Annotated in this window: 24 protein-coding genes; 5 read left to right on the top strand and 19 right to left on the bottom strand. The window is 45.5% G+C overall.

Annotated features, from left to right (window positions below):
* The first annotated feature begins 39 nt into the window (after window positions 1-39).
* Complete coding sequence (locus ACR1R9_RS03395) at window positions 40-744, top strand: hypothetical protein (protein WP_433921751.1); 705 nt, start codon at window positions 40-42, stop codon at window positions 742-744.
* Window positions 745-775: 31 nt separating this feature from the next.
* Here ACR1R9_RS03395 and ACR1R9_RS03390 read toward each other — a convergent pair whose 3' ends face one another.
* From ACR1R9_RS03390 to ACR1R9_RS03340, 11 genes are all read right to left on the bottom strand, one after another.
* Window positions 776-2098: an LLM class flavin-dependent oxidoreductase gene (locus tag ACR1R9_RS03390; RefSeq protein ID WP_433921752.1), complete on the bottom strand. Its 1323-nt coding sequence runs from the start codon at window positions 2096-2098 to the stop codon at window positions 776-778.
* Between the two features lie 84 nt (window positions 2099-2182).
* The gene (locus ACR1R9_RS03385; RefSeq protein WP_433921753.1) at window positions 2183-3430 is read right to left on the bottom strand and encodes an MFS transporter; all 1248 of its coding nucleotides are present in this window, start codon (window positions 3428-3430) and stop codon (window positions 2183-2185) included.
* Between the two features lie 141 nt (window positions 3431-3571).
* A complete protein-coding gene (locus ACR1R9_RS03380) occupies window positions 3572-4012 on the bottom strand; it encodes a GNAT family N-acetyltransferase (protein ID WP_433921754.1) in 441 nt (146 codons plus the stop codon).
* Between the two features lie 44 nt (window positions 4013-4056).
* Complete coding sequence (locus tag ACR1R9_RS03375; protein ID WP_433921755.1) at window positions 4057-4596, bottom strand: SMI1/KNR4 family protein; 540 nt, start codon at window positions 4594-4596, stop codon at window positions 4057-4059.
* Between the two features lie 337 nt (window positions 4597-4933).
* Window positions 4934-5263 (bottom strand): GRAM domain-containing protein, encoded by a 330-nt coding sequence (locus ACR1R9_RS03370; protein ID WP_076287858.1) that lies wholly within the window; start codon window positions 5261-5263, stop codon window positions 4934-4936.
* 192 nt (window positions 5264-5455) lie between these two features.
* On the bottom strand, window positions 5456-6274 hold the full coding sequence (locus tag ACR1R9_RS03365) for a purine-nucleoside phosphorylase (protein WP_076287857.1): 819 nt from the start codon (window positions 6272-6274) through the stop codon (window positions 5456-5458).
* 276 nt (window positions 6275-6550) lie between these two features.
* Window positions 6551-7360 carry an SDR family NAD(P)-dependent oxidoreductase gene (locus ACR1R9_RS03360; RefSeq protein WP_064635958.1) on the bottom strand — a complete coding sequence of 270 codons (810 nt, stop codon included), beginning with the start codon at window positions 7358-7360 and terminating at the stop codon, window positions 6551-6553.
* Window positions 7361-7437: 77 nt separating this feature from the next.
* Window positions 7438-8538, bottom strand: a complete 1101-nt coding sequence (locus ACR1R9_RS03355; protein ID WP_433921756.1) for an MBL fold metallo-hydrolase — start codon at window positions 8536-8538, stop codon at window positions 7438-7440.
* Between the two features lie 141 nt (window positions 8539-8679).
* Window positions 8680-9090 carry a MerR family transcriptional regulator gene (locus tag ACR1R9_RS03350; RefSeq protein WP_231952412.1) on the bottom strand — a complete coding sequence of 137 codons (411 nt, stop codon included), beginning with the start codon at window positions 9088-9090 and terminating at the stop codon, window positions 8680-8682.
* Window positions 9091-9382: 292 nt separating this feature from the next.
* Window positions 9383-10498 carry an AbrB family transcriptional regulator gene (locus ACR1R9_RS03345; RefSeq protein WP_433921757.1) on the bottom strand — a complete coding sequence of 372 codons (1116 nt, stop codon included), beginning with the start codon at window positions 10496-10498 and terminating at the stop codon, window positions 9383-9385.
* Window positions 10498-11226 carry an MBL fold metallo-hydrolase gene (locus ACR1R9_RS03340; protein WP_433921758.1) on the bottom strand — a complete coding sequence of 243 codons (729 nt, stop codon included), beginning with the start codon at window positions 11224-11226 and terminating at the stop codon, window positions 10498-10500. Before ACR1R9_RS03340 ends, ACR1R9_RS03345 begins: the two co-directional genes overlap by 1 nt.
* 149 nt (window positions 11227-11375) lie before the next feature.
* On the opposite strand from ACR1R9_RS03340, the gene ACR1R9_RS03335 reads away from it, so the two are divergent.
* On the top strand, window positions 11376-12263 hold the full coding sequence (locus ACR1R9_RS03335) for a TetR/AcrR family transcriptional regulator (RefSeq protein WP_433921759.1): 888 nt from the start codon (window positions 11376-11378) through the stop codon (window positions 12261-12263).
* 440 nt (window positions 12264-12703) lie between these two features.
* On the opposite strand, the gene ACR1R9_RS03330 is transcribed toward ACR1R9_RS03335, so the two are convergent.
* On the bottom strand, window positions 12704-13879 hold the full coding sequence (locus tag ACR1R9_RS03330; protein ID WP_433921760.1) for a serine hydrolase domain-containing protein: 1176 nt from the start codon (window positions 13877-13879) through the stop codon (window positions 12704-12706).
* Window positions 13880-14048: 169 nt separating this feature from the next.
* Between ACR1R9_RS03330 and ACR1R9_RS03325 the strand changes: the two genes are divergently transcribed.
* Window positions 14049-14489: an Lrp/AsnC family transcriptional regulator gene (locus tag ACR1R9_RS03325; protein ID WP_063565290.1), complete on the top strand. Its 441-nt coding sequence runs from the start codon at window positions 14049-14051 to the stop codon at window positions 14487-14489.
* A gap of 17 nt (window positions 14490-14506) precedes the next feature.
* On the opposite strand, the gene ACR1R9_RS03320 is transcribed toward ACR1R9_RS03325, so the two are convergent.
* The gene (locus ACR1R9_RS03320; protein ID WP_433923760.1) at window positions 14507-15661 is read right to left on the bottom strand and encodes an MFS transporter; all 1155 of its coding nucleotides are present in this window, start codon (window positions 15659-15661) and stop codon (window positions 14507-14509) included.
* 376 nt (window positions 15662-16037) lie between these two features.
* Between ACR1R9_RS03320 and ACR1R9_RS03315 the strand changes: the two genes are divergently transcribed.
* Window positions 16038-17606 (top strand): helix-turn-helix domain-containing protein, encoded by a 1569-nt coding sequence (locus ACR1R9_RS03315; protein ID WP_433921761.1) that lies wholly within the window; start codon window positions 16038-16040, stop codon window positions 17604-17606.
* Between the two features lie 87 nt (window positions 17607-17693).
* A complete protein-coding gene (locus ACR1R9_RS03310; RefSeq protein WP_433921762.1) occupies window positions 17694-18761 on the top strand; it encodes an ABC transporter substrate-binding protein in 1068 nt (355 codons plus the stop codon).
* A gap of 109 nt (window positions 18762-18870) precedes the next feature.
* On the opposite strand, the gene ACR1R9_RS03305 is transcribed toward ACR1R9_RS03310, so the two are convergent.
* The 6 genes from ACR1R9_RS03305 to ACR1R9_RS03280 form a co-directional block, all read right to left on the bottom strand.
* Complete coding sequence (locus ACR1R9_RS03305; RefSeq protein WP_433921763.1) at window positions 18871-19422, bottom strand: hypothetical protein; 552 nt, start codon at window positions 19420-19422, stop codon at window positions 18871-18873.
* Window positions 19423-19808: 386 nt separating this feature from the next.
* Complete coding sequence (locus tag ACR1R9_RS03300; RefSeq protein WP_433921764.1) at window positions 19809-20156, bottom strand: hypothetical protein; 348 nt, start codon at window positions 20154-20156, stop codon at window positions 19809-19811.
* Window positions 20157-20212: 56 nt separating this feature from the next.
* A complete protein-coding gene (locus ACR1R9_RS03295; protein WP_433921765.1) occupies window positions 20213-21040 on the bottom strand; it encodes an aminoglycoside phosphotransferase family protein in 828 nt (275 codons plus the stop codon).
* A gap of 94 nt (window positions 21041-21134) precedes the next feature.
* The gene (locus tag ACR1R9_RS03290; RefSeq protein ID WP_433921766.1) at window positions 21135-21563 is read right to left on the bottom strand and encodes a GNAT family N-acetyltransferase; all 429 of its coding nucleotides are present in this window, start codon (window positions 21561-21563) and stop codon (window positions 21135-21137) included.
* Window positions 21564-21580: 17 nt separating this feature from the next.
* Window positions 21581-22063, bottom strand: a complete 483-nt coding sequence (locus tag ACR1R9_RS03285) for a DinB family protein (protein ID WP_433921767.1) — start codon at window positions 22061-22063, stop codon at window positions 21581-21583.
* A 204-nt stretch (window positions 22064-22267) separates the two neighbouring features.
* The gene (locus ACR1R9_RS03280) at window positions 22268-22819 is read right to left on the bottom strand and encodes a GNAT family N-acetyltransferase (protein WP_433921768.1); all 552 of its coding nucleotides are present in this window, start codon (window positions 22817-22819) and stop codon (window positions 22268-22270) included.
* Window positions 22820-23170 lie beyond the last annotated feature (351 nt).

Below are 23170 nucleotides of genomic sequence, written 5' to 3'. Positions count from 1 at the left end.
TGACGTATTATAGAACAAAATGGAAAGGATGGCGTTTATATGGGAGAGTCAATCAAAAAAATGAAGTCCTCCACCTTCATTTTCTTTTCATGCGTTCTGGTCCTGTCCGTAATCATCGCAATCCTGTCCAGACCTTATTTCACAGAACCGATTTTCCATGTTGAGAACAACAAGTACATATTCTATAGTGAACAAGGTAATCTAACGACTTATCGCAGCAGAACGGCAGATCCTATTCAAGTACGCCTTGATCATCAGGAACGGACTGTTTACATCAATCATCAGCAATATCTCATCACGAAAATTGATTCTGCGTTCAGTACAACGTATAAGTTGATATATCCTAACGGGAACAAGTATGAAGTCCAAGATCATTCCGGACAATTAATAAGTTTTGATGCAAAAGGCAATAGCGTTTCCGAGGTCTTCTTGTACGTTGGCAGTCAAAGAGTACTTCAGGATGGGGAAGAACAATTCTCTCCTGCAACGCTTGTAACAGCCGCCTACCCAGATTATCATTACACTCGTGGTGCTCCAGGTTATCTGTTTCTCGCATTAGCCGCAGTGATATTCGGATGGTGCAGCTTCCGTTATCAAAAATTTCAAGACTTCCTTTTCTACCTCTCGCTTCGTTCGTTCTGGGCGAACGATGCAGAACCTAGCGACTTTGATTACTTTTTGAGCAAAGTATGCGGGATTGTCGTTATGATAGGGGCTTTCTGGATCGCTATTAATGCATTCTGAACTGAAAGCAATTCGATGTACCATAATTGATTTATTTTACCGTCTCTAATGTATATCGATTGCGTGGAATCTCAAGCCCCAGATTACCACGCAGTGTCTCATGCTCATACTCGGTACGGAACAGGCCGCGCTCTTGTAAGACAGGTACGACCAGGTCCACGAAGTCCGCGAGTCCGTTCGGCACAACTGTACGAATGTTGAAACCGTCCGCAGCTCCCCCTTCGAACCACTCCTGAATCTGATCAGCGATCTGATCCGGTGTACCGATGAAAGATGTGCGAGGTGTCGATGCAAGCAATGCCACTTGGCGGAGGGTCAGCCCCTGTTCTCGTGCCTGCTGCTTGATCTTGTCCGTTGTACTGCGGAAGCTGTTACTGCCCAAATCACCAATCTCCGGGAAAGGCTCATCCAATGGGAATTGGGCAAAGTCATAATGATCGAAGTAACGTCCCAAATAATTCAGTGCATGGTCAATATCGACCAACTCCGCGATTTCCTGATACTTGCGCTCCGCTTCTTCCTCCGTTCTGCCCACAATGGGACCGATGCCAGGGAAGATCAGGATATCTTCTGCCTTACGACCATAAGCCACCGCTCGTGCCTTCACATCCGAATAGAACTCCTGAGCTTCCTCCAACGTCTCATGCCCCGTGTATATAGCATCGGCCGATCGGGCCGCCAGATCCTTGCCGGATTCGGAAGAACCTGCCTGGAAAACGACCGGATGTCCCTGCTTCGAGCGCGCCACATTGAGTGGCCCCTGGACGGAAAAGTGATCTCCCTTGTGGTTCAGCGTATGCAGTTTGGATGGGTCGAAGAAAACACCGTTCTCTTTATCCCCGATAAACGCGTCATCCTCCCAGGAATCCCACAGGCCTTTGACCACATTCAGATGTTCTTCTGCAATTTCGTAGCGCAGTGCGTGGTTTGGATGTTCACCTTTGCCAAAATTCTGAGCCGAGCCTTCAAGTGGTGAAGTGACAACGTTCCATCCGGCTCTTCCTCCACTGATATGGTCCAGGGAGGCAAATTGTCTTGCCACTGTGAACGGTTCACTATATGAGGTGGACAACGTCGCGACCAGCCCGATGTGTGAAGTTGCTCCCGCAAGAACAGAGAGCAGGGTTAACGGTTCAAAACGATTCAGGAAATGCGGGTTGGATTTCTCGTTAATAAAGAGGCCGTCCGCAATAAAGAGCAGTTCGAACTTCCCTTCCTCTGCCTTAATCGCCTGCTTCTTGTAGAAATCCAGATTTACGCTGGCATTGATCGGAATATCCGGGTGTCGCCAAAAAGAGATGCTATTTCCCACTCCATTCAAGTTTGCTCCCAATCTCAATCGTCGTTGTGACATATTAATTCCTCCCTATATTGTGGTGATGACCATTTAATTCAGTCCGAGTACCTTTTTTTCTCTGAGAGTCGTTTCTTCATTTCATCATTTCTTTATGCTGTTTGCGCCTGCTTCTGCTGCTGCCATACCCAATCCCGGTTTATTCGCCTGGTTCCTTTCGCTTACCCGGACTGTCCAAGCTGCTCCCAGAAGGACAATGCCTGTTAGGAGAAAAACAAAAGGAATCCCCGTCCATCCGCCCAGAAAACCGCCAAGTAACGGGCCGAGTACAATACCAAATTGATTCGCAGTCTGACTCAGACTGACAGCCCTTCCTCGGAAATCACGGTCAGCATATTTGATGATTAACGCATTCAAGGCCGGATACACGGCAGCGAAGAACAGACCATAGACAAATCGCAGACTTCCAAAATAAATGAGGTTATACGCCGTCAGTTGCAGTAAACTGCCAATGCCGCCGCCCAGCAGGCCGATAAACAGGGTTTTCTCATATCCGATCTTCCCGCCAATTCTTCCCCAGCGCGGCCCCATAATTACCGTTGCCACACCGATAGCCGAGAAGACGATTCCTGCACTCAGTGTTGCACTACTGACGTCCCCACCAATCTGGACCACATAAAGCGTCAGCACAGGTTCAATAATGAGCACAGAAGTTGAAACGAGCAAAATCAAACCATAGATCCGCATTAATCCCGGAGTGGAGGCTGCTTTTTTCAGATCACCCAGAATACTTGTGTGAACCACAGTGCGGGGACCGCGTGCTTCTTTTACCCATATCACCATCACAGCCGAGAGCAGCGTAATGATCCCCGATGCGATAAAGCATCCGCGCAGCCCGATCCAATGGCTTAGTACTCCACCCACAAGCGGTCCCAGAATTCCTCCGGCAGCCGTGGATGTGGAGATGACACCAAGCGCATAACCTACATGCTTCTCCGGTGTATTGGTGCCGACTAATGTAATAGATGCAGGATTGAAGCCGGCCATGAGTCCTTGAAATATCCGCACAGCGATAAACGTGTAAGGGTCATAAACGAAATAGTTAGCCAGATGAGCAATGGCGAGACCAACGCCCGAACGAATCAGCATCAGTTTGCTTCCGTATCTGTCAGCCAGCGAGCCCCAGAAGGGAGCACATAGTCCGCTGATAAGAAAGCTGATCGAAATCGAAATGCCGGACCAGACTTCCAATCCGCTCTGAATACCGAGATCATTTTGCAGGAACAGCGGAAAGAACGGCACAGACAAGGTGTAAGCCATATGATTGAAAAATAGGCCAAACCACAGAATATACAGATTTCGCTTCCAATGCGGCATCACGGCATTCTCCATACTATATAATTCCTATATAAAAAGTAGGTTATTATCCATATTAGGATACCGTCACTGGAAAGTATAATAGAAAAGTTCAATAGACCCATTCAAGAATTAAATGAATGGGTCTGTTAGATGCTGTTATTTTGACCGTAACGATTACTGCACTTGAACGGACATGAATACATCCACCTCATCTTCACTGTCCAAAACAAACCCAAAGCGTTCATACAAACGCCGAGCCGGACTGCCCTGCAATACATTTAAAGTAATACGTTTGCCCCGGACCTCATCCCGTTTCAGCAGCATGTTCAGCACTTGGGTCCCTATTTGCCGACCCTGATAGTCGGGATGGATATAGAAATGTTCCAGCAGCATTTCCTCCGATTTGGGTTTCAGCGCTACACACCCCACCAGTTCACCCTCGACCTCAATAATCCACGTGTGGACAGGGTCAAATGTATTACGGAAACGTTCACGGACCTTCACCTCATCGTACCTTTTCAACCTGTTTAAATCATCATATAGAACGAGGGCTCGCAACTCAGCAAGGTGCTCCTGATCTGCCTGCTTGGATTGACGCATGGTGATTTGGATCATTAAAAAGACTCCTTTTACGCATAAGTTATTCGAATTCATGCTGCCTACGTTGCATCTTCCTCATCCTTTTCTTCCAGACACTTCTGAATGAATTCAAATAACCCCACAGCTTCAATTGATCGATGTCCCCAATCATGCCAAAAATACAACACCTGTCCTACCGTTCCAGAACCTGATGGGTCTGTGTCCAGACATAGATAATCCCCACCACCATTTTCTGCGATCGGAACCCATTTGCAGTTCCACAGTACTGGCTTAATAGCATCATCCTCAATCTCAGGCTCCATCTCGTCCGGGTCGAATTCTTCCTGCAAAAAGGTCCAGTTCTCCTTCACCTGATCCAAAGGCGACAATGTCAGGTTACGCACAAAGGAATCTACGCCAACATTCCAGGCTTGTCCGTTATGTATACGATACAGAGCCTTCATCTCTTCAGGCAATGTCACCCCAAGTTGATTTTCCACAGATTGAAGTTCTTCGTCTCTCGCACCCGGCTGGAGATTGAGCGCTACCTCAAAATCTGCATTTGCTCCCGTACCTTTTGCAATAATACGCCGCCATAGCAGCTCTGCTTGCTCTATCATTCTCCATTCTCCTTCTTGTGCGCTTTATAGATTGTCTAGTCTAATGATATAGAAAATCTAACTGTACGATATCAGAGATAGGAAATACAAGGAAGTGCATAGATGATCGTGTTAATCCCATCATTATGCCAAATCAAAAAGCACCGCCCAACGGATTAATTCCGTATAGACAGTGCCCATTGTATAGCCTTTTTAGTGCATATCATGTTATTAATATTGTCTATATAGATTTCAATGCATCATTAATCTATGAGGATTTGATAAATTCATCTGGCTAGAGCAGCATCCGTTCACCTTATTATCCCACATTTTTTGGTTTATGTACTTCATCTGAAACTTACATTATTTCGTTATTCATTCTCTTGGCTTGTACAATCTCCCTGATGATCTTAGAACGATTCCAGACAACAAACTTGAAGACATGTCCACTGTCTAATGTAATGGTAATTCCGTTAGGAATTAGTCCCCATGTCGCACTTTTCTCAATCTTAGTCATAGCCCAGATCTCGATTTGAACCCATTCCGTCTGAAAATTCAGACCGTGAGGAATAAAAACTAATCGTTCATTAGTAAGGAAAAGCTTTCCTCCTACTCCTTCAAAACCTCTTAACCAGTTTGCTTGAATCCTTTCAAAAATGACGTACTCAGTAGGGCCCAATTCTTCCATTTCTATCAGTCTCCTTTTTCAGCCTATAGCTTGAATCTCTATTATTATAGGTCGTTTTGACCGATATAGGAATATTTTGCACATGTTCATTTGTAAAAAAAGCACTGCCCTACGGAATCACTCCGTCTTGGACAATGCTTAATATATTTTTGCTTTGAAAGGAAAGAAGGAAAGCTTCCTCTCGATTCCGGATTACATCTCTTTCAAAATACCTTTAACCAGCCCGATGAAGGTTGTTTTCACTTTTGCGGCGACTTCAATCACTTCATCATGACTTAACGGCTGATCCAGAATGCCGCAAGCCATATTGGTCAGACAGGAAATGCCCAGTACTTTCATGCCGCCATGAATGGCTACAATCGCTTCAGGTACCGTCGACATACCCACAGCATCCGCGCCCATCGTACGAATCATGCGAATCTCTGCTGGAGTCTCATACGCAGGACCACTCCACCATGCATATACCCCTTGCTGCAAACCAACATTCTGCTCCTCCGCTACCTTCAGGGCGATACTGCGGAGTTCGCGATTATATACCTGTGATACGTCCGGGAAACGCACACCCAGTTCGGCATTATTCGGACCCATCAGCGGATTATTCCCTACCAGATTGATATGATCCGTAATCAACATAAGCTGTCCAGGTTCGAAGCTGGTATTGATTGCTCCACAAGCATTGGTGATAATCAACTGCTCGACACCCAGTGCTTTCATAATCCGAACCGGGAACGTTACTTCATCCAGCGTAAAACCTTCATAATAATGAAGGCGTCCTTTCATAGCTACGACAGTCTTGCCCATCAATTCTCCGATGACCAATTCGTTAGCATGACCAATCGCCTCGGATTGAGCAAAATAAGGAATGTCCGTATATGGAATGACGGTTGCATTCTCGATCTCGTCCGCGAGCGCTCCCAGCCCTGATCCCAGAATCATGCCCACGACAGGTTTGTTATTAATACGGTTTAATATGTAATCTCTGGCTTCCTGAATATGTGCAGATTGATGCATAGATATATTCCCCCTGAACATCTGAGTTTGGATTAAGTAAGTACTATAAACCAAGTGTAATGAACTTTAGTAATCAAGTAAATGGGAGCCGGATAAAGTGGACTCTGCCTCTCCTCCCGAAAGCAGGTTAAAGTTTGAGCCCGGACTGTAACACGTCGAAATATGGTCTCAAAATCTCATCAAAATCAGGTTCGTCGCCTTAACATTAAATAGATGATGGATTCTTTATTATGCAAAAGAGGAGCGGATGTATTATCCACTCCTCTTTCTTTCTATTTAATCTGCGCTTGCCGTAATGTGTTCCCACTTGTCATATTCCTCAAGCATGCCATTCAGCTGCGTACGCGCCATCACAAGCCCCATGCTTCCGAGAGCCAGTCTTCTTGGAGGATTGTCTGTGCCGGCAATATCAGCAACCGCTGACATAGCTTTTTCAACATCGCCATAAGGCGCGGTCTCAGCAAGATCATTATACCAATCATACAGCGGTTGATAGTCCGGGATATCGCTTGTAATTTCTTGAGTATTTCCTTGGAAACCTGTCTTGAATCCTGCAGGCTCTACAAGGGTAAGGTTTACACCCAAGCCCTTAACCTCAGCGGCCAGACCTTCACTCAGGTTTTCAAGCGCTGCTTTAGAGCTACAGTAGATAGACAGCGTTGGCAAGCTTTGTACGCCGCCCATAGATGAGATATTGATAATGTGACCCGAGCGATGTTCCCGCATCTGTGGAAGAACGGCTTGAATGGTGGTCATTACACCAAACACATTCGTTTCATATTGCTGACGTGCTTGGTCAACGGATACTTCTTCAAAAATACCTGCTTGAGCATATCCGGCATTATTGAGCAGCACATCAATTCGTCCATATTGGCGCGTTACCGCATCCACAACCTCGTGGGTCATTTCCTGATTAGTAATATCCAGGGCCAGCACTTGTACATTACTATATTGGCTAAATTCAGCGGCAGCTTTCGATGTATCCCGCATGGTAGCGACGACATTCCATTCACGCTTCGCAAATTGAAGAACCAATTCTTTACCGAAGCCTGTTGATGTACCTGTAATTAAAATGGTTTTACTCAAGTGTATTCCCTCCAGATCACGAATTGAGCTTGGCTCGTGAGATATCGTAACCCTTAAAGTTCACTTTAAGGCAAGTATTATTTTTCAATGGACTCCCACCAGCTTGAAGTAGGAAATACACTTGAACCGATAATCACCTTTTCTCCAATTTTTGGCGTAGCTAAAGCTACACCTAGCTTATCCGCAGCTGCTTTCGCGCGCTCAATGGGGTCTGTCCAACTGTGCAATGCCAGGGTGAATGCTCCCCAATGAATAGGAATCATTACTTTACCCTTTACATCCTGATACGCTTGCACGGACTCCTCAGGAACCATATGAATGTTGGCCCATTTCACATCATATTGACCTGTCTCTATGAGGGCAAGATCGAACGGACCGTATTTATCGCCAATCTCCTTAAAGTGAGGACCATAACCACTATCCCCGCTAAAATATACATTCGATTGTTTACCTTGAATAACCCAGGAACTCCATAACGAGGAACCAGAACGGACACCGCGGCCAGAGAAATGTCTTGCGGGCGTGCTAACGAAGGTTAACCCTTGATACGATGCTTCTTCCCACCAGTCCAGCTCTTTAATCTGGCTCGGATCTACACCCCATTTTGTCAAATGTCCAGCGACCCCTAACGGAACGATAAATTGTTTGACCTTTCCTTTTAGCTTACGGATAGACTCATAGTCCAGATGATCATAATGGTCATGCGATATCAAGACGACATCGATGTCAGGCAAATCCTCAATCTGTGCTAGCGGCTTAATGCTATATCTCTTTGGCCCCGCGAAAGCAACGGGAGAGGCGTATTTACTGAATACTGGATCTAGCAGAAGCTTCACTCCACTGACCTTCATCAATAGGGTCGAATGACCAAACCACATGACTTGATCCTCGGCACTGTCTGAAAATGCTTTTGCATCAAAAGTCTCCATTGGAAGGGTTACCTTTGGTCGGCCATTTGGGTTTCCTTTTATCGTATCGTATAGGGCTCCAACGGTATCTTTTAAACTATAATCCATCGATGTCGGTATTTGATTGTGAAACTTCCCATCGATAAAGTTAGCGGATTCATGAATACGCCGCTTACTATCCGCTGAACTTTTCCCTCCAAGAGGCGGGTAATAATTTACGACCCAGAAAATCACTAATACGAGTACGACCAAGATTATTACATATTTCATCCTGTCTCTCCTGCTTTCTCATTCCGATGAAATTTTTTTTAACCCTGTTAGCATACATCTTAAAGTGCACTTTAAGGCAAGTTTTTGATTACAGAAAAAGCCACCCCATTCTTACACAGAGTGACTTGTCACAATCTCGACTTATATGGTTGTATCTAATTCCCCAATGTACGTGAGAAAACGTTCCTCAGGATTTCCCTTTTCTATATCGTTATACACTTCAAGCTTCTGGCTAACCGCTTCAAAAGCCTCATTTAGCACTTGCTGTTTTCTCTTGATCTCCGCTTGATGGGATTCTAGTATGGCTCTGCGCTGTCCGATCGTTTCATCTCCCTGCAAGGCAAGGTCAACGATTTTTTTCAAATCCGCTACGCTCATTCCTGTGGCACGAAAACATGTTATTAAGCGAATCCAGTCTATATCTCGTTTTTCAAAAAGGCGGTTGCCGTGATTATCCCTACGAATATCGGGTAAAAGTCCTTCTTTATCGTAAAATCGGATCGTATGAGCAGGGCAATTTAATTTTTCAGATACTTCCTTGATTGTAAACAAATTCACTCTCCCCCAAGTCCAGTTCATAAGATGTTACAGCTAGCTCTATTATAAGCAAAAAATTGCCCTTAATCGAAGCCAGCCCCTTTATTCCTTATAATAAAGGTACATAAATGCCTCTATTTACACTTGGGAGGTAGTTGGACGGTGATTGAGTCACCTTTGAGACATCCTTAAGCCACCGTGAACCATACTTAAGACACCTTCATCCTCTCGCCCCACTCTTTCTCCCCACACCTTCTCGCCTCTTAGCCCCAATCCTGCTCAACTCTCCCTCTCTCTTTTATCCATTTTATATAGTATCTTTTTTCCCTTTCAGCAACGATCGGAAAGCCAGCTTTAACACCGGCGGCACTGCAAAAAAGATAAACAAGGTTCGGAAGAGCTGATAGCACGTTACAATCGACAGGTCGCCGTTGACTTCCTTAGCGATGAGGGCCATTTGGTCCATACCGCCTGGCGATAGGCTGAGAAATGCAGTGACGATTGTGATGTCATGCATTCGTGTCAGCAGCAAGCTAAGTCCCATGGAGACCCCAATCAGCAGCACGCCACTCAATATTGCGAGCAAAACGATTTTTGCCTTGTTCTTTAGACTCTCCAGATCCAGCAGCAGCCCAATGTAGCCCCCGATCATCAGTTGTGAAAGACTGAGTACGACGGGTGGCAACGCATGACCCTCATACCCGGTCAAATTAAGCAGGATCGTACCCATCATTGGTCCAAGCAGAAAGGCCGTTGGCATCTTGATCTTCTTGGCGATGAACGCACTAAGTACGCATACTGCGGCAAAGACCAAAGTATGCGGAAATAACGCAGCAGATCCGCTCGCAGCAGCAGCTACGGCGCTATGGCTGCCACTGACATGAAACAATGGGCTGAAGATCAGCAGCGGCACACAGAAAATAATCATCATCAGGCGGGATACCTGCAAAAAGGTGACGACAGTGATATCAATACCCTTCACTTCTTCGGCCAACGTAATCATCTGGCTGAGTCCTCCGGGAATGCTGCCCATGAGCACCGTTGGGAAAGGAATACCGGATAATTTCGAAATTAAATACGCAATGGCCCCGGCACATAACAACAGCAGAGATGTGAACAGAATCATCGTCGGCAACTGAAGTCCGATCTGCGTTAAGGTCGACAAGGTGAACGAAAGCCCTAGGGTATAGCCGATGATAACCATACCGGTATCGCGGACTTGTCCAGGCCAGTATAAGGTGATTCCTTTAAACAATCTGGAGCCGATCACGAGGAACACCATGGATCCAAGTAGCCAGGGAATTGGCATATGGATCAGTTGGAAAACAAATCCACCAAGGACAGCAATGGCAAAGGTTATCACAAAACGGACCCACTTACTCTTTTTCCACAACGCAACCCGGGCTTCGCCGGTACCATCCATTACAGGTTCTCCGTTATTTTATCTAGGGCCAGTTGAACATCGCCTTTAAAAATGCCTCCATGGTAGCAAACTACAGTCTCTATTGGATAAGCCTTCAGCTTGCGGAGTGATTCCAATGCCAATGTCATATCTGGCGTAACTGTCGGATTAGGACCGATCAACTTACCATCCTCAACATTTAATGCATCACCTGCAATGAGTGTCTTACTAGGCTCATGGTACAAGCTGATATGACCCGGCGTATGCCCTGGTGTATGGATTACAGTCAGTCCGCCGCCGAAAGGCAGTTTCTCTCCGTCTGCCAGCAACGTGGTCACATTCTTTTCCTTTCCAGAAAAAGTAGCTTCAAATGCAGTAGCAAGATCCTGCGGAAGTGAGGCAATCATCCCTTCCTTGCGTTCCCCGCTGAATTTAATCATCGGCTTTAGGCCATCGATATAAGGCTGGTCATCCGCATGGGCGTACACCTCTATACCTTCGCCTTTGAACTGCGGCAGGCTGCCTACATGATCGATATCCTGATGGGTAAGAATAATGGAATGAGAGGCCGCAGGGTCAATTCCCGCTTGGATCAAAAGCTCCGTAATTTGGCCGTAAGAACCAGGCATCCCGGTATCCACCAATACATAAGATTGCTCGTCACGGATTGCCACCGGGTTAATAACAAAATCATGCTCGCCCATCTTAAGAGTAAGCACTAGCATTTCAATCTGTTCGTTAATTTTCATATTGTGCCAAAGCGAATGCTCTGGCTCACCTCCCTAGAAATAAATCAAAAAAAACTCACAAGTTCATTATATGACTTTGTAGTTTTTTCGTCAATTTCCTTTATTGACCACAATAAGAAGACATGTCAGAATGTGAAGGGGTGGTTAAAATGGAACAATTCAAAAGACAACTAATCGTCGATACAGCAATGCGCATTTTTAGAGAAAAAGGATATTTCTCAGCCTCCATGCAGGACATCGCAGAAGCTTGTAGCATGGCCAAGGCGAGCATCTATAAAGTATTTTCTTCTAAGGAAGATCTATTTACCGGGGTATTTGTCGAGGTACACAGAATCCTGTTCGAAGAGGCAAGGGAGCTTGATCGGAGACTTCGGCTGGAGGGACTTCCACCAAAAGAAGTACTGCGCCAAAAGATCGAATTTCAGCTGCAATATATGCTTGAAAATTATTTTTTCACCAGTGAGTTTAAAGAGCTGCCGATCACAAGTAATGAGAACTTTCTAATCGAATGGAGAAAAAAACGTGCCTCTCTGCTGACCTTACATCAGGATTGCTTCTATGAAACATACGGCGAGCCTATTCTCCCATATCTCGGGGATGTTGTCGCTATCTTCCGCGGCATGGTCAAAGAATATTTGTCTCACACTTTTCAAGCGGTGATTGCGGCTCCCATGGCTAATTTGGCTGGATTTATTGTGGATCGGCTGGATGTTGTTATCGGAGATTTGATCGCAAGCAAAGCCCAACCTGTGCTCAAGGCATCAAGTGCCTTTTTCAACGAAATCAATCCACCAGATGACCAGACCCGGCAGGACAATCTAGATGATCTTTTGGAGTTTTTTGCCGATAAAATCCGCGAGCTACCACGGCCAGAGCCCATTCGAAATGAACTGCTTGAGGTTATCGAATGGCTAAAGTTAGAGTTAGGACAACCCAAGCCTAATGGTACTCTTCTACGGGTATATATCAACTTTTTGGATTCAGTTAGCGAGTTAGCACCTTATGTGCGACAGCTTAGTCTCGTACTGAAACGTTAGTCAGTAGAATAAGATTCATTACAAAGAAAAGCAACTGAAATTAATCAGTTGCTTTTCTTCATATAAATATACTTACTTAACTATTGTCGAGATTAATTCACCACAGCATCACTTCAAGTCCCCACCGGAACCGATCCATGATGACAGCTTACCTTTTTCGATGATCGGTACGGAATTATTGAACGGGATTTGCTTTCCGTTTGCTTTTCATGAAATCCATCCCAATGATTAGTAACAGCATCAGTGAAGCAAACATCACGGATTTACCAATGGTTCTTTCAGGAAAGATCATATAGGCAGCTAGAAAATTGCCTGCGAAAACAAACAGGTAATTGCGGATGCTATCCATCTTCTCATCTCATTTCGGAATCAAATTTAGATTTCACTGTAATCTGCTGCTCTACCTTATCATAATTTTCCATATAAATCCATAATACAACTTATCTCTTTCGCTCAATCCCCTCATAGACCGCCTCGCAAAGTTCAGTTGTGAATCTGCCTGACATGCCCTCCAGAGCCGTATTCGTAAATGCGACAACGCTCAGTTCTTCTGTTGGATCAACAAACCACGAGTGACCATAGGTTCCACCCATGCGCCACGTCCCAATAGATTCCAAAGTACCCGCCTCAACCGGATCTTTCAGCACCGTGAATCCCAGCCCGAATCCTCTTCCCAGCCAATAAGGCATCTCCAGATCGCCAATCTGATTAGTTGTCATTTCGGCGACCAGCGCTTTAGGAAGAAGCGAACCTCCACCTTGACGCAGCGTTTCAAGCAATGCTAGAAAGTCTCCTGCACTTCCTATCATGCCCGCACCACCCGAAAGATAGGCCGATGGATCAAGGTATCTTTCGGATGCGAGTTGGAAGCCTGCCGTTCCTTCAATAAAAGGTACATGGTCCTCATCGCGCAAGCGACGAGTTTGCCCCGAATTGTTGGAACTGTCCGCATAGGCAGCTGTCATTCTCTGCGAGTCCACAGCGACAAAATCTGTATCCTTCATGCCCAGCGGATGAGTCACGAGCAGTTGTACGGCCTCTCGCAGTGTCAGCCCGGTCACTTTCTCAATAACTGCACCGAGTACATCTGTTGCAATCGAATATCTCCACATCTTCCCGGGCTCATACAGAAGTGGAGCAGAAGCAATCCTCTGCAAATTCTCTTCCAGCGTAATATCAGCGATATCCATCCCATCTGATACTCCGGCAAGTTCGTACGTTCCTCCGTTTTCCTGAAAAAAACGATACGTTAAACCCGCCGTATGTGTCATCAGATGATGAACCGTCATGGAGGCCACTTCCCCATTTGGCTGTTCGGGACGGAATTCAGGTAGCCATTTCATAACCGGGTCATCCAGCTTTAATTTACCTTGGGATATCAATACCATGGCGGCGGTGGATACAATCGGTTTGGTTACAGAAGCATACCTGAACAGTGCATTTTCTTGCATGCGTCTGTTCTGTCCTCGATCGGCGAGGCCATCCGCGCTGTTATAGACCACTTCCCCTTTCCACGCAATCTGAACAACGGAACCCACAATTCTTTTTTCTGCCAACGTACGGTGAATCACTTCTTCTACAAATGCAGGATTAAACTTCATATTTCTGTCTCCCATCTTACTCTTCCCCTCCATGTGCCACGTGCTTGATTATTTAAGTAAGTGTGCTTATTATATAAATGATCTCATTCATATTACATAAAACAACCAAGTTATCTGCTTTAATTTGCGATGAATATAAAGGCATTTATAAAACATTTCCTATAATTTAAAAGGAGGCCATCTTATGGACCAAATCGATACTAATATCCTCTTTCATTTGCAAAACCAGGCAAGGCTATCCATGACGGAATTGGGCAAGCTGGTCGGTTTATCTCAACCCGCCGTAACGGAACGCGTGAAGCGTCTAGAAGAAAGCGGTGTAATCGAAGAGTACCGTACTATCATTTCCCCGCAGAAAATAGGGAGGTCGAGTACTTCCTATCTTCTTTTTCGCACACGGGATTGTCATGCCTTTCTTGATTTCTGCCGTTCGTCACCCGAAGTGATCGAATGTCATCGCGTGAGCGGAGAGCATAATTACCTGTTGAAGATCATGACAGATTCGATTGCTGGTCTTGAAGCATTTGGAGACCGATGCGATCAATACGGTACCTACACCACCCTCATCGCGATGTCCTCACCTATTGCAACCAAAAATCTCATCGAAGGAACGAATCCGGTGTAAATGTTCTGTTCAATAACCTATCTTGGGAAACCATGTTTACTGGCGGACCAGGCGACGAGTAAGGCCATAACGATCAACAGGATCAGGGAAATGGGCAGGAAACGAGCGCCTGTCTGGTCCAGCAGGATAGCTCCGACGATCCCTCCCCCTCCGATCCCCAGGTTCCATGCTGTCACCAGCATGGATTGGGCAACATCGGCACTTTTGCCTCCGGCCTGCGCAATTGCAGTCTGTAATAACGTAGCCGCTCCGCCAAATGTAAGCCCCCAAGCGACTACTCCCAGAATGATCATTATCGGTTGATGGATAAAGATCCCCATCACCAGCGAGGCCAGCGCAAATAGAACAAGGTTAACCAGAATCAATAATCTCATGTAACGGTCAATCAACAGCCCAATAATCCATATACTGATTACCGAAGTCACTCCAAAGATCATCAGAACCAGGTCCACCTTTTCGGACAGCATCGTCTCGCCCAGATAAGATGAGATGTACGTGTACAGAATGTTATGGGCCAGTACCCAGGTCAGAACAACAAACAATATGGGACGAACCCCCGGTATAACAAAAATCCGATGAAGCGCAAGCTGCTGACGTGCAGGCTCCCCCTCATAGTCAGGTACTTTCCAGAGCACCCACAATACAAGCACTACCGTCAATAATGAAACTGTTCCAAAAATAAAACGCCACCCTGCGTAATTGCCCAAAAAGGTACCCAAGGGAACGCCCAATGCAAGCGCGAGTGGTGTGCCTACCATAGCGACAGCCATAGCTTTTCCCTTTAACGTGTCTGAAACCATGCGGCGTGCGTAACCTGCAGTCATCCCCCACAACACTCCAGCAGATACACCCGCCATGAAGCGTGCAGCAAGGGTCAAACCATATACTGAAGATACAGCCGTAATCGTATTGAAAATCAGAAAACCGAAGATGCATAATAGCAGTAGCGGCCTGCGTCTCCATCCACGAGTTGCTGTCGTCAGGGGAATTGCCGCCAGAAGAGACCCCACGGCATACAAAGTAACGAGTTGTCCAGCCAAACCTTCTTTGATATTCAGATCTTTCGCTATTTGCGGCAGCAGCCCCGCCGGCAGGCTTTCTGTAAGAATGCATATAAATCCAGCCATGGCCAAAGCGAGCAGAGCTGACCAGGGGAGGCGTTCTTTTGCCATTGTGTTCGGATTCACAAAGACTCTCCTTTATCCTTTATTTTGTATAGTCCAGAAGCCTCTGGCCTACAGAATAAGCTTATAAAATCGAACCCACATTTGGCATACATAATCAACGGCAGATCGAGCGTTTTATAAGGATAATCCATTTAATTTTGGTGTTTCACTTCGAATTTCAATGTAAACGCTATTAAAGCAATTATCATCGCGTACTGGATCATTAAAGAGGATGGGAAAACAACGAAGGGAACATCGAAGATGACGAAGATGATTGATAGCATTTCTGTTACTCGCTAGAATGATAAGATAATACATAGGCTTTGACTTCAATGCATTTAAACATACACTGAAATCGGCTTCATAGAGGGGAGACATCCCGATGTATAATCTTACATCCATTGAGCACCACACCAGGCTGCCCTCTAACGGCAACCCGTTCACACATACAGAAGGACAACTGTTATTGCTACTGGAGGATGGAGTGATCTGTCTGACCGTGAATTGTCAGCATCGCGATCTCAAGGCAGGGCATTTTATTTTTCTCCAAGATGGCAAACAGCTGCAGATTAGGCAGACTTCCGCAGATCCTTTACGCATCATCGCGTTGGAAATAGAGGGGCAAGTCTCGAATAGAGAGGATTTCGAAGAGGCTCTTATTCTCCCTCCCCTTTTTGAGCATAACCGTGTTGGTATTCTGCAATCCCATGAACGCGAGTTAATCAAAGAACTGCACATTCTCTGGCAGAAGCATAATCAATGGGAGCGTATTCGTATTCAAGGACGATTCCTGCAGTGGGCCGCAGATGTAGGAGAACGGCTTGAAGCCACCTCCGATTATGACTCGGCCAGTCTTGTACTGGACGCGCTGCGTTACATGGAGCAGAACTATCAGACGCCGATTACACGCCAACAGCTTGCCGAACGGGCTGGTTTCTCCGAGGGGTACTACTCCCGTTTTTTCAAGAAAAACGTGGGCAAAAGTCCGCAGGAATATCTAACCGACATTCGAATGCATCACGCCAAACGGCTGCTCACTAGGCAACAAAGCTCCATACAGGATGTAGCCGCCCAAGTGGGTTATAACAACCCTTTATACTTCAGTCGCATATTCAAAAAAACCGTGGGCCTCTCGCCCACCGTCTATATTCATTCGAATCCACGTCAGATCAGAGTGGCCGCCATGAATAATCAATATACAGGGCATCTGCTAGCACTGGGACTGGAGCCTTGCGCCGCAACGGGACCTGCTTTCAAAGCCGAAACCTCTTTGCTCGATCATACGCTTTTCATGAATGCCTATGAAGGAGAAGCGCCCGATTCAACTACATTGCTCCGGGCTGAACCGGATCTGATTCTGACCAGTGAATATACAGACGATACATATGTTCAGCAGCTAAACCAGATTGCACCTACACAGACCATTGCTTTTCAATCCCAGGACTGGCGCAGTCAGTTCCTCGAAATTGCTGAGGCGACCGGACGAAATCAACAAGCTTATAGCTGGCTGGATGAATATGATGAGAAATCCCATCAGGCTGCAACCCATCTTCGTCAGCAGATTGGCTCTGCTTCAATCGTGTCATTACTCGTTCGCAGTCAGGATTGTTTTGTTGCCGGCTACCGCCATATGGGTGCGGTCCTGTATCAGGATCTGCAATTGTCCACTCCTTCCCTAATCCATGAACAGCAGAGCCACTATATTGCTGAGGATTGGAAAATGGACGATCTGGACGCCGATTACATCATGCTGGTGTTCCACCCTTCGGTCAGTGATGCCGAGCAGCAGAGATGGTTGAACTCACCCTGGTGGAAAGCGCGGGAAGCTGTGAAGCGAGGGCGTGTTTATTGGGATCAGATGAATTATGTATTCGGCAGCTATAATGCCTTCTCGCATGATCTGTTATTACGGGAAATTCCCGAGCGCCTTCGGTCACTATCGTGCATGTGAATGGTTCCTTTTGTGCCTCGACGCACTGAATCTTCTCTCCTATACTAGTAATTGAGAATGATAATCAGTAAAGGGGAACATGCACATATGAATACAGATATAAGAAACAAACGAGGATTTAAACCCAATTTGAAGGCAGGCATCATACTAATGCTGCTGCTTATTCTGGTTGCCGGGTGCTCCAAGGCCGAACAGGCTTCTACGGGTGAATCCACTTCCACAGCAAGTGAGTCAACAGAGAGCACCAACGGCACCTCATCGTCGGATAGCGAGGCAAACAATACGGAGACACGCACCGTTGAGGGTATTAAGGGTCCTGTTGATATTCCTGCTGAACCCAAGCGTATCGCTGGCTTGACCTATGCGTATGCCGATCACCTCGTGGCATTGGGCATGAAACCATACGCCATGGTGACCCAAGTCGGCCAGGAGATGCCTGCCTATCTGAAGGACAAGCTCGAAGGTGTCGTACCGCTCGGTTCCGTCAATGAATTCAACAAGGAAGCACTTCTGGACACAGAGCCGGATCTCATTCTGTCCAATGAAGTACTTGTTGATGAATACGACGCGATCAGCGCAATTGGACCGGTATATATGAGCAGCTACTTCAGCAATTCGCTTGAGTGGTTCAAGGATACAGCCAAAGTATTGGGCAAAGAAAAAGAGGCAGACGAAATCGTGGATCAGTTGTATCAAAAGGCGAAGGATCTTGGCACCAAGGTTGCTGCCAGCGATGCGGCGGATGATACCATTCTGATTTTTCGTTTGACCGATAAGCAGATTCAGGTATTTGCTCCAAGTGACAAATCACCTGACGCCTTCTATTCTCCGAACCTGCTGTACGATATAGCCGGACTCCATGAACCTGATCTTGCCAAAGCAGGCATCGTCATGAATGAAGTTATTGAGAATGTGTCGCTCGAATTGTTGCCTGAATTGAATCCGGATCGTATTTTCATGATCATCTCCGGTAGTGAAACAGATAACGAACAAGCGCTCACTAAGCTGCGTGACAATGCAGTCTGGAAAGGCCTGAAAGCTGTGAAAAGCGACCAGGTTTACACGGTGGACAACACGGTTTGGGTAGCTGGATTTGGACCGATTGCCTATGGTCAGGTTCTGGATGAGGTAGAACAAGCTTTGCTTGGAAACTGAACGCAAGATCTCTAGAGATTTGCAGCATAAATAAAAAAATAGGCATGTCGTTTACATGAAGGGAGAAGGCCCTCAACGTAAATGCATGCCTGTTTATGTTTATGATTTCTCATTTTAAAATATAGCCCCCGAGATAGGTTTCCATCAGTTCATTAGAGAGCTGAATGGCTTCCAAACGATTCGTTGCGGGCATCGAGAGCATAAGCCCATCTTCGGAGCTCCACCTTTTACTGTTCTGCTCTCCGCTTGAATGCTCCTCCGAAATGGCGATGGTCAGTTTGCTGAATGCACGATCAACAAATAGTGTTCCGTATAAGAAGATATCCGTTTTCCCATTTTCAAAAATGATGTACTCCATCGATCCGTATCCTTTATGAAAACGAATTTTGAGCATCTTTTGATCTTCGGGTACAGGGAAAGGCTCACCTTCAATATCAATGGTTCCTTTGAATATGTAATCACCCGAGGTCGTTAGATAACGCTTGCCATCCATCTTGATATGAACCGTTTGCTCTGGCTCCCTGTTGTCTTCTCCCCCCAGCCGATACTTTACACCCACACCATCAAGATGGATCGTTCTGGGCAGAAACAGAAGAACCACACTGATCACAATCATCAATACCCAGATGGTAAGCACGATCGAAATGATTTTTTTCCTCATAGTCCATCTCCTCAACTCATCGGTCTACAACTTCTGAAGATATACCGTCTCTTCCTGATCTTCATTCCATTGAATATGGACAGGGATGGGAAAGTCTTCATTCTCCCTCCTATCAAAGATGGTATATGAATTAATTACAAATTATAACATATAATCCACCAGCATAACTTTTCCAAGGTATTCGCTTACTTTCATTCCGGCACTGAATCAGTCCTATGCTCACAGATGACTTAAAACGCACAGCTGAAATTGGCACACAACTTTTGCATACAACAAAAAAAACCGGCCACATCGTGACCGATTCAATCAGCTCCTCGGGGAGCGTTGGCATATATGTGCGAATGACACGGGCCCTATAATTGATACTGCTTAATGCGTGTGAAGGGTTACAACTTGTCCACCTGTAACAATGTTACCGGCTTCACCGTACAAGCTGTACTAATCTGCTCCTCAGTGAGAATGTTCAGTTTTATGAGGCTTTTCAGCTTATGACTGTCTACCTTGGACAGCAGTCGCCAGATGTCCGGATCGGGAAGGGATGCGTACAGCTTCTGATCATCATATTCCTTGCGGTGCTGAAGCACCGTTTTCACAGCGTATCCGCCAACTTGCGTCTCATAGACGCCCTGCTCCTCACAATACCCGACAATCTCATCTCGTAACACAGATAGTCGTTGTTCAATTTCTTTTTGCTGCTGTTTTAGTTCAAAATAGGTTTGCACCTTCTGTTCCATACCTATCACGCTCCTCTATACCATAGGTATGCAGTGAAGGACAGTTTAAGACAATACTACAGCAGTTCATCATTTAAATATGAATTATTGCCAATAATCTTTTTAACCCGCTGCATTACACCAGGCCCCATAGGAACATTAGATACTCGCTTTAATAGAATCCAGCGCAAACAAGCCATCGCTTCAAAAATCTCCGCATCGTCTGGTGTGTATTCCGTCAGACTCTTGAATAGAGCACTGTACATCTTACCGTTTCGTTCCCCTGTATAGATCGTCATCAAAAAAATGGACCAAGCTATATCGTACCTGGGATCACCGCGCTGCCCATTTGTCCAATCGATAATCGCATATTGATCACCTGCCTCCAGAACATTTCCCAGGTTATAATCACCGTGGATCAAATGATCCTGCCTAAACTCAGTCCGTTGAAGAAGGCTCGTCAGGATCTGATGCATATCCTCATGCAATTCAATGGAGGGGAAAAAATATCCAACGAAATCATATTGTGGTATGAAATTGGCATCCGCGTTACCCGTATCATTTACATCAAAACCATGGACTTGAATTAACTTTTGAGCTAATTGCTCCAGCTTGGTTTTGCTTAACTTGGCTATAGGCTCCCCGTCATAACTCGTTAACAGGACTTGATTAGAATCCACATCCATGCCCCAACCGTACGGCTTGGAGACTTGTATTCCACTCTCGTATAGTTGAGATAATAGTTCATACTGGTTGCGAATATTGGGTTTGGAGTCCTTGTTCCATATCTTTAATACATAAGAGTGATCACCGCATTCTATCTTCACAACGTCTGCTTCCAGCCCTGGTGACAGGGGAAGCATCTTGTATGGTTTCCCAAGCAGACAGCGAGTTTCTTCGCTCAACTCCATCCAACGGATACTTTCCAGAGTTAACCTCATTTTGCCCAACCCTTCTCTGTGAAATTAGAAATAACGGCATTTGATACTCCATAGATCTTTACAATGATTTATCAAAAACCTTCTGCCACTTCTTCTCATTATATCCGATGGCAATATAGAACCGATGCGCAGCTTCCCTTTTCCCGCTTGATCGCACGCGAATCTTGTTAAACCCGTTCATCCGTGCCCATTTCTCACATTCGCTCATGATCTTTTTACCAATTCCCGCACCTCTATGATGCTCATCGACAACCAATCCACCAATCTCGGCAAAAGGTACACTTTCGATAGAATGTCTTCCCTGTACATGCCCCCAACCCACAACAAGGGAATCGATCTCAGCTACGCAAACATAATGATCTGTCATTGAGTTTAGTCGATTCAACCTTTCGATGATCTCTTCTGTTGTACTGGTGTAACCCAGTTGATGGGATAATTGGCTAATCCCCTCGCCATCCCCAATTCTAGCTTCTCTGCAATGAATCATAGTGTCTCCTTTTCACTCTAGTTGTCAGGTGTAATAAGTCCTTTACCAATGAAATTCGCAGACACGGGCTTCTTGTCCAGTTCTCTGGACCATACGGATAATTGCCCCATATGGTGAATCTCATGAGCAATCACGTGACGCATCACTTCTCCCCACGATTCCTTGACGACGGTGCTATCCAATTCAGGATCGATGTAGGGTCTCTTTTCCATGTCGGAATCCCAGAATAGAACAAATGCCTCCACATCAGGTCGCAGCTTGCGGTCGAATTGTCGTACGGCTTCCAGTGTTTTATAATCATCAAAATTCTCCATACCATCCGGTTTGCCCTGCAATAATTGAAGCCAGCTCCACTCTACATCGATGATATGAAAAAACGTTTGCAAAATATTGCCTACTCCCCCCGTCCGAGGTCGAAGCAGCTCTTCCAGCGGTACATCCTCACACCACTGAAACCATTGCTCACGCACGATCCAGTTATAACGAAAGAAAGATTCCATTTAGCCATTCTCCTTTTCTATATAATTGAACTAAAAAATATTTACACTTGCCACTCCGATGACAGAACAACCTTCTGATCGCTGTTATCCCCAGATTTTTTGGAATCCCTTTTTCAAAGGGGAAAATCCGGGGATAAAGGCGAACGCTCCGCTTCTTCAGGTTATTTCTGCCCTCTACGTTCTCGTGTAAATGTTTAGTTCAATTTATATATCATGCTTTTTAAGTGTTTTGATCAGTTCCATATTGGCAAAAGTCTTATCTGAATATTCAAGGTCTCCGTAAATCCCGCTAATCTGATCAAATCCCGATTTGGTCCAAAATCGTAATGCAGGCCAATTTTTGAGCGCCACGTTGATTCTGATTTCCTTATAACCAAGCTCGAAAAACAATTGGGTTAACGCATGCATCATTTCTTGTCCATAACCCTGCTTCTGGGTCTCACTATGAATATACAAAAATTCGAGATAAACGGAATTCTCCATGGGGTAGCCATGGTACAGGCTCAACACACCTATATTTTCGTTTTCCTGAATCGTACGAATGGTCTGAATTCGGTAGTTCTCCATCCTTCCCTCTTGAGGCAGATTGCCTTTCTCAAAGCATGATCTCACATAATCCGGCTCATGATCTCGTCCGTCCCATTCCTGCACATAGTTACTCGTATCAACAATGGATTGGATATCGAAAATCTCAGATTCTTTCAAATCGGAAATGAAAAGTCGCTCTGAATTCCATGCTGTTGGAATCTGTTTCATATCATCATCCCCAATCTTTTCGTGCCTTCTATCTTAACCCATGATATGGTAAAAATAAAAGAGCCGCTATCGTCGCAGCTCCCTACTCTTTTGGCTTCGTCATTCTCTTCTTTACATAGAGTAAAACATGAATTCCAGCGTATATAAACAGGACATTAAACAGATAAAGAAGAGCATTCACATAAACATTGGAAAGGAACCAGATCGTATCATCAGGTCTCTTATAATGATAATCAGTAAAGAACCGCAAAGGAAAACCATACTCTGTTCGTAAAGTCCCCTCCGTGTAGGCTGTTCCTGGAATAAAGATCAAAGCTAATACAGCAAGCCAAGCTGAAAGATTAAATATTC

The organism is Paenibacillus taichungensis (assembly GCF_050994985.1).
GTDB lineage: Bacteria > Bacillota > Bacilli > Paenibacillales > Paenibacillaceae > Paenibacillus > Paenibacillus taichungensis.
The sequence above is the reverse complement of the archived record's forward strand: the minus strand, read 5'-3'. Positions and strand labels throughout refer to the sequence as shown.

Bases quoted from the DNA above. Each gene is read 5' to 3' on its own strand.
- ACR1R9_RS03395 (WP_433921751.1), top strand. From the start codon at position 40: ATGGGAGAGTCAATCAAAAAAATGAAGTCCTCCACCTTCATTTTCTTT.
- ACR1R9_RS03390 (WP_433921752.1), bottom strand. From the start codon at position 2,098: ATGTCACAACGACGATTGAGATTGGGAGCAAACTTGAATGGAGTGGGA.
- ACR1R9_RS03385 (WP_433921753.1), bottom strand. From the start codon at position 3,430: ATGGAGAATGCCGTGATGCCGCATTGGAAGCGAAATCTGTATATTCTG.
- ACR1R9_RS03380 (WP_433921754.1), bottom strand. From the start codon at position 4,012: ATGATCCAAATCACCATGCGTCAATCCAAGCAGGCAGATCAGGAGCAC.
- ACR1R9_RS03375 (WP_433921755.1), bottom strand. From the start codon at position 4,596: ATGATAGAGCAAGCAGAGCTGCTATGGCGGCGTATTATTGCAAAAGGT.
- ACR1R9_RS03370 (WP_076287858.1), bottom strand. From the start codon at position 5,263: ATGGAAGAATTGGGCCCTACTGAGTACGTCATTTTTGAAAGGATTCAA.
- ACR1R9_RS03365 (WP_076287857.1), bottom strand. From the start codon at position 6,274: ATGCATCAATCTGCACATATTCAGGAAGCCAGAGATTACATATTAAAC.
- ACR1R9_RS03355 (WP_433921756.1), bottom strand. From the start codon at position 8,538: ATGAAATATGTAATAATCTTGGTCGTACTCGTATTAGTGATTTTCTGG.
- ACR1R9_RS03345 (WP_433921757.1), bottom strand. From the start codon at position 10,498: ATGGATGGTACCGGCGAAGCCCGGGTTGCGTTGTGGAAAAAGAGTAAG.
- ACR1R9_RS03340 (WP_433921758.1), bottom strand. From the start codon at position 11,226: ATGAAAATTAACGAACAGATTGAAATGCTAGTGCTTACTCTTAAGATG.
- ACR1R9_RS03335 (WP_433921759.1), top strand. From the start codon at position 11,376: ATGGAACAATTCAAAAGACAACTAATCGTCGATACAGCAATGCGCATT.
- ACR1R9_RS03330 (WP_433921760.1), bottom strand. From the start codon at position 13,879: ATGGGAGACAGAAATATGAAGTTTAATCCTGCATTTGTAGAAGAAGTG.
- ACR1R9_RS03325 (WP_063565290.1), top strand. From the start codon at position 14,049: ATGGACCAAATCGATACTAATATCCTCTTTCATTTGCAAAACCAGGCA.
- ACR1R9_RS03320 (WP_433923760.1), bottom strand. From the start codon at position 15,661: ATGGCAAAAGAACGCCTCCCCTGGTCAGCTCTGCTCGCTTTGGCCATG.
- ACR1R9_RS03315 (WP_433921761.1), top strand. From the start codon at position 16,038: ATGTATAATCTTACATCCATTGAGCACCACACCAGGCTGCCCTCTAAC.
- ACR1R9_RS03310 (WP_433921762.1), top strand. From the start codon at position 17,694: ATGAATACAGATATAAGAAACAAACGAGGATTTAAACCCAATTTGAAG.
- ACR1R9_RS03305 (WP_433921763.1), bottom strand. From the start codon at position 19,422: ATGAGGAAAAAAATCATTTCGATCGTGCTTACCATCTGGGTATTGATG.
- ACR1R9_RS03300 (WP_433921764.1), bottom strand. From the start codon at position 20,156: ATGGAACAGAAGGTGCAAACCTATTTTGAACTAAAACAGCAGCAAAAA.
- ACR1R9_RS03290 (WP_433921766.1), bottom strand. From the start codon at position 21,563: ATGATTCATTGCAGAGAAGCTAGAATTGGGGATGGCGAGGGGATTAGC.
- ACR1R9_RS03285 (WP_433921767.1), bottom strand. From the start codon at position 22,063: ATGGAATCTTTCTTTCGTTATAACTGGATCGTGCGTGAGCAATGGTTT.
- ACR1R9_RS03280 (WP_433921768.1), bottom strand. From the start codon at position 22,819: ATGAAACAGATTCCAACAGCATGGAATTCAGAGCGACTTTTCATTTCC.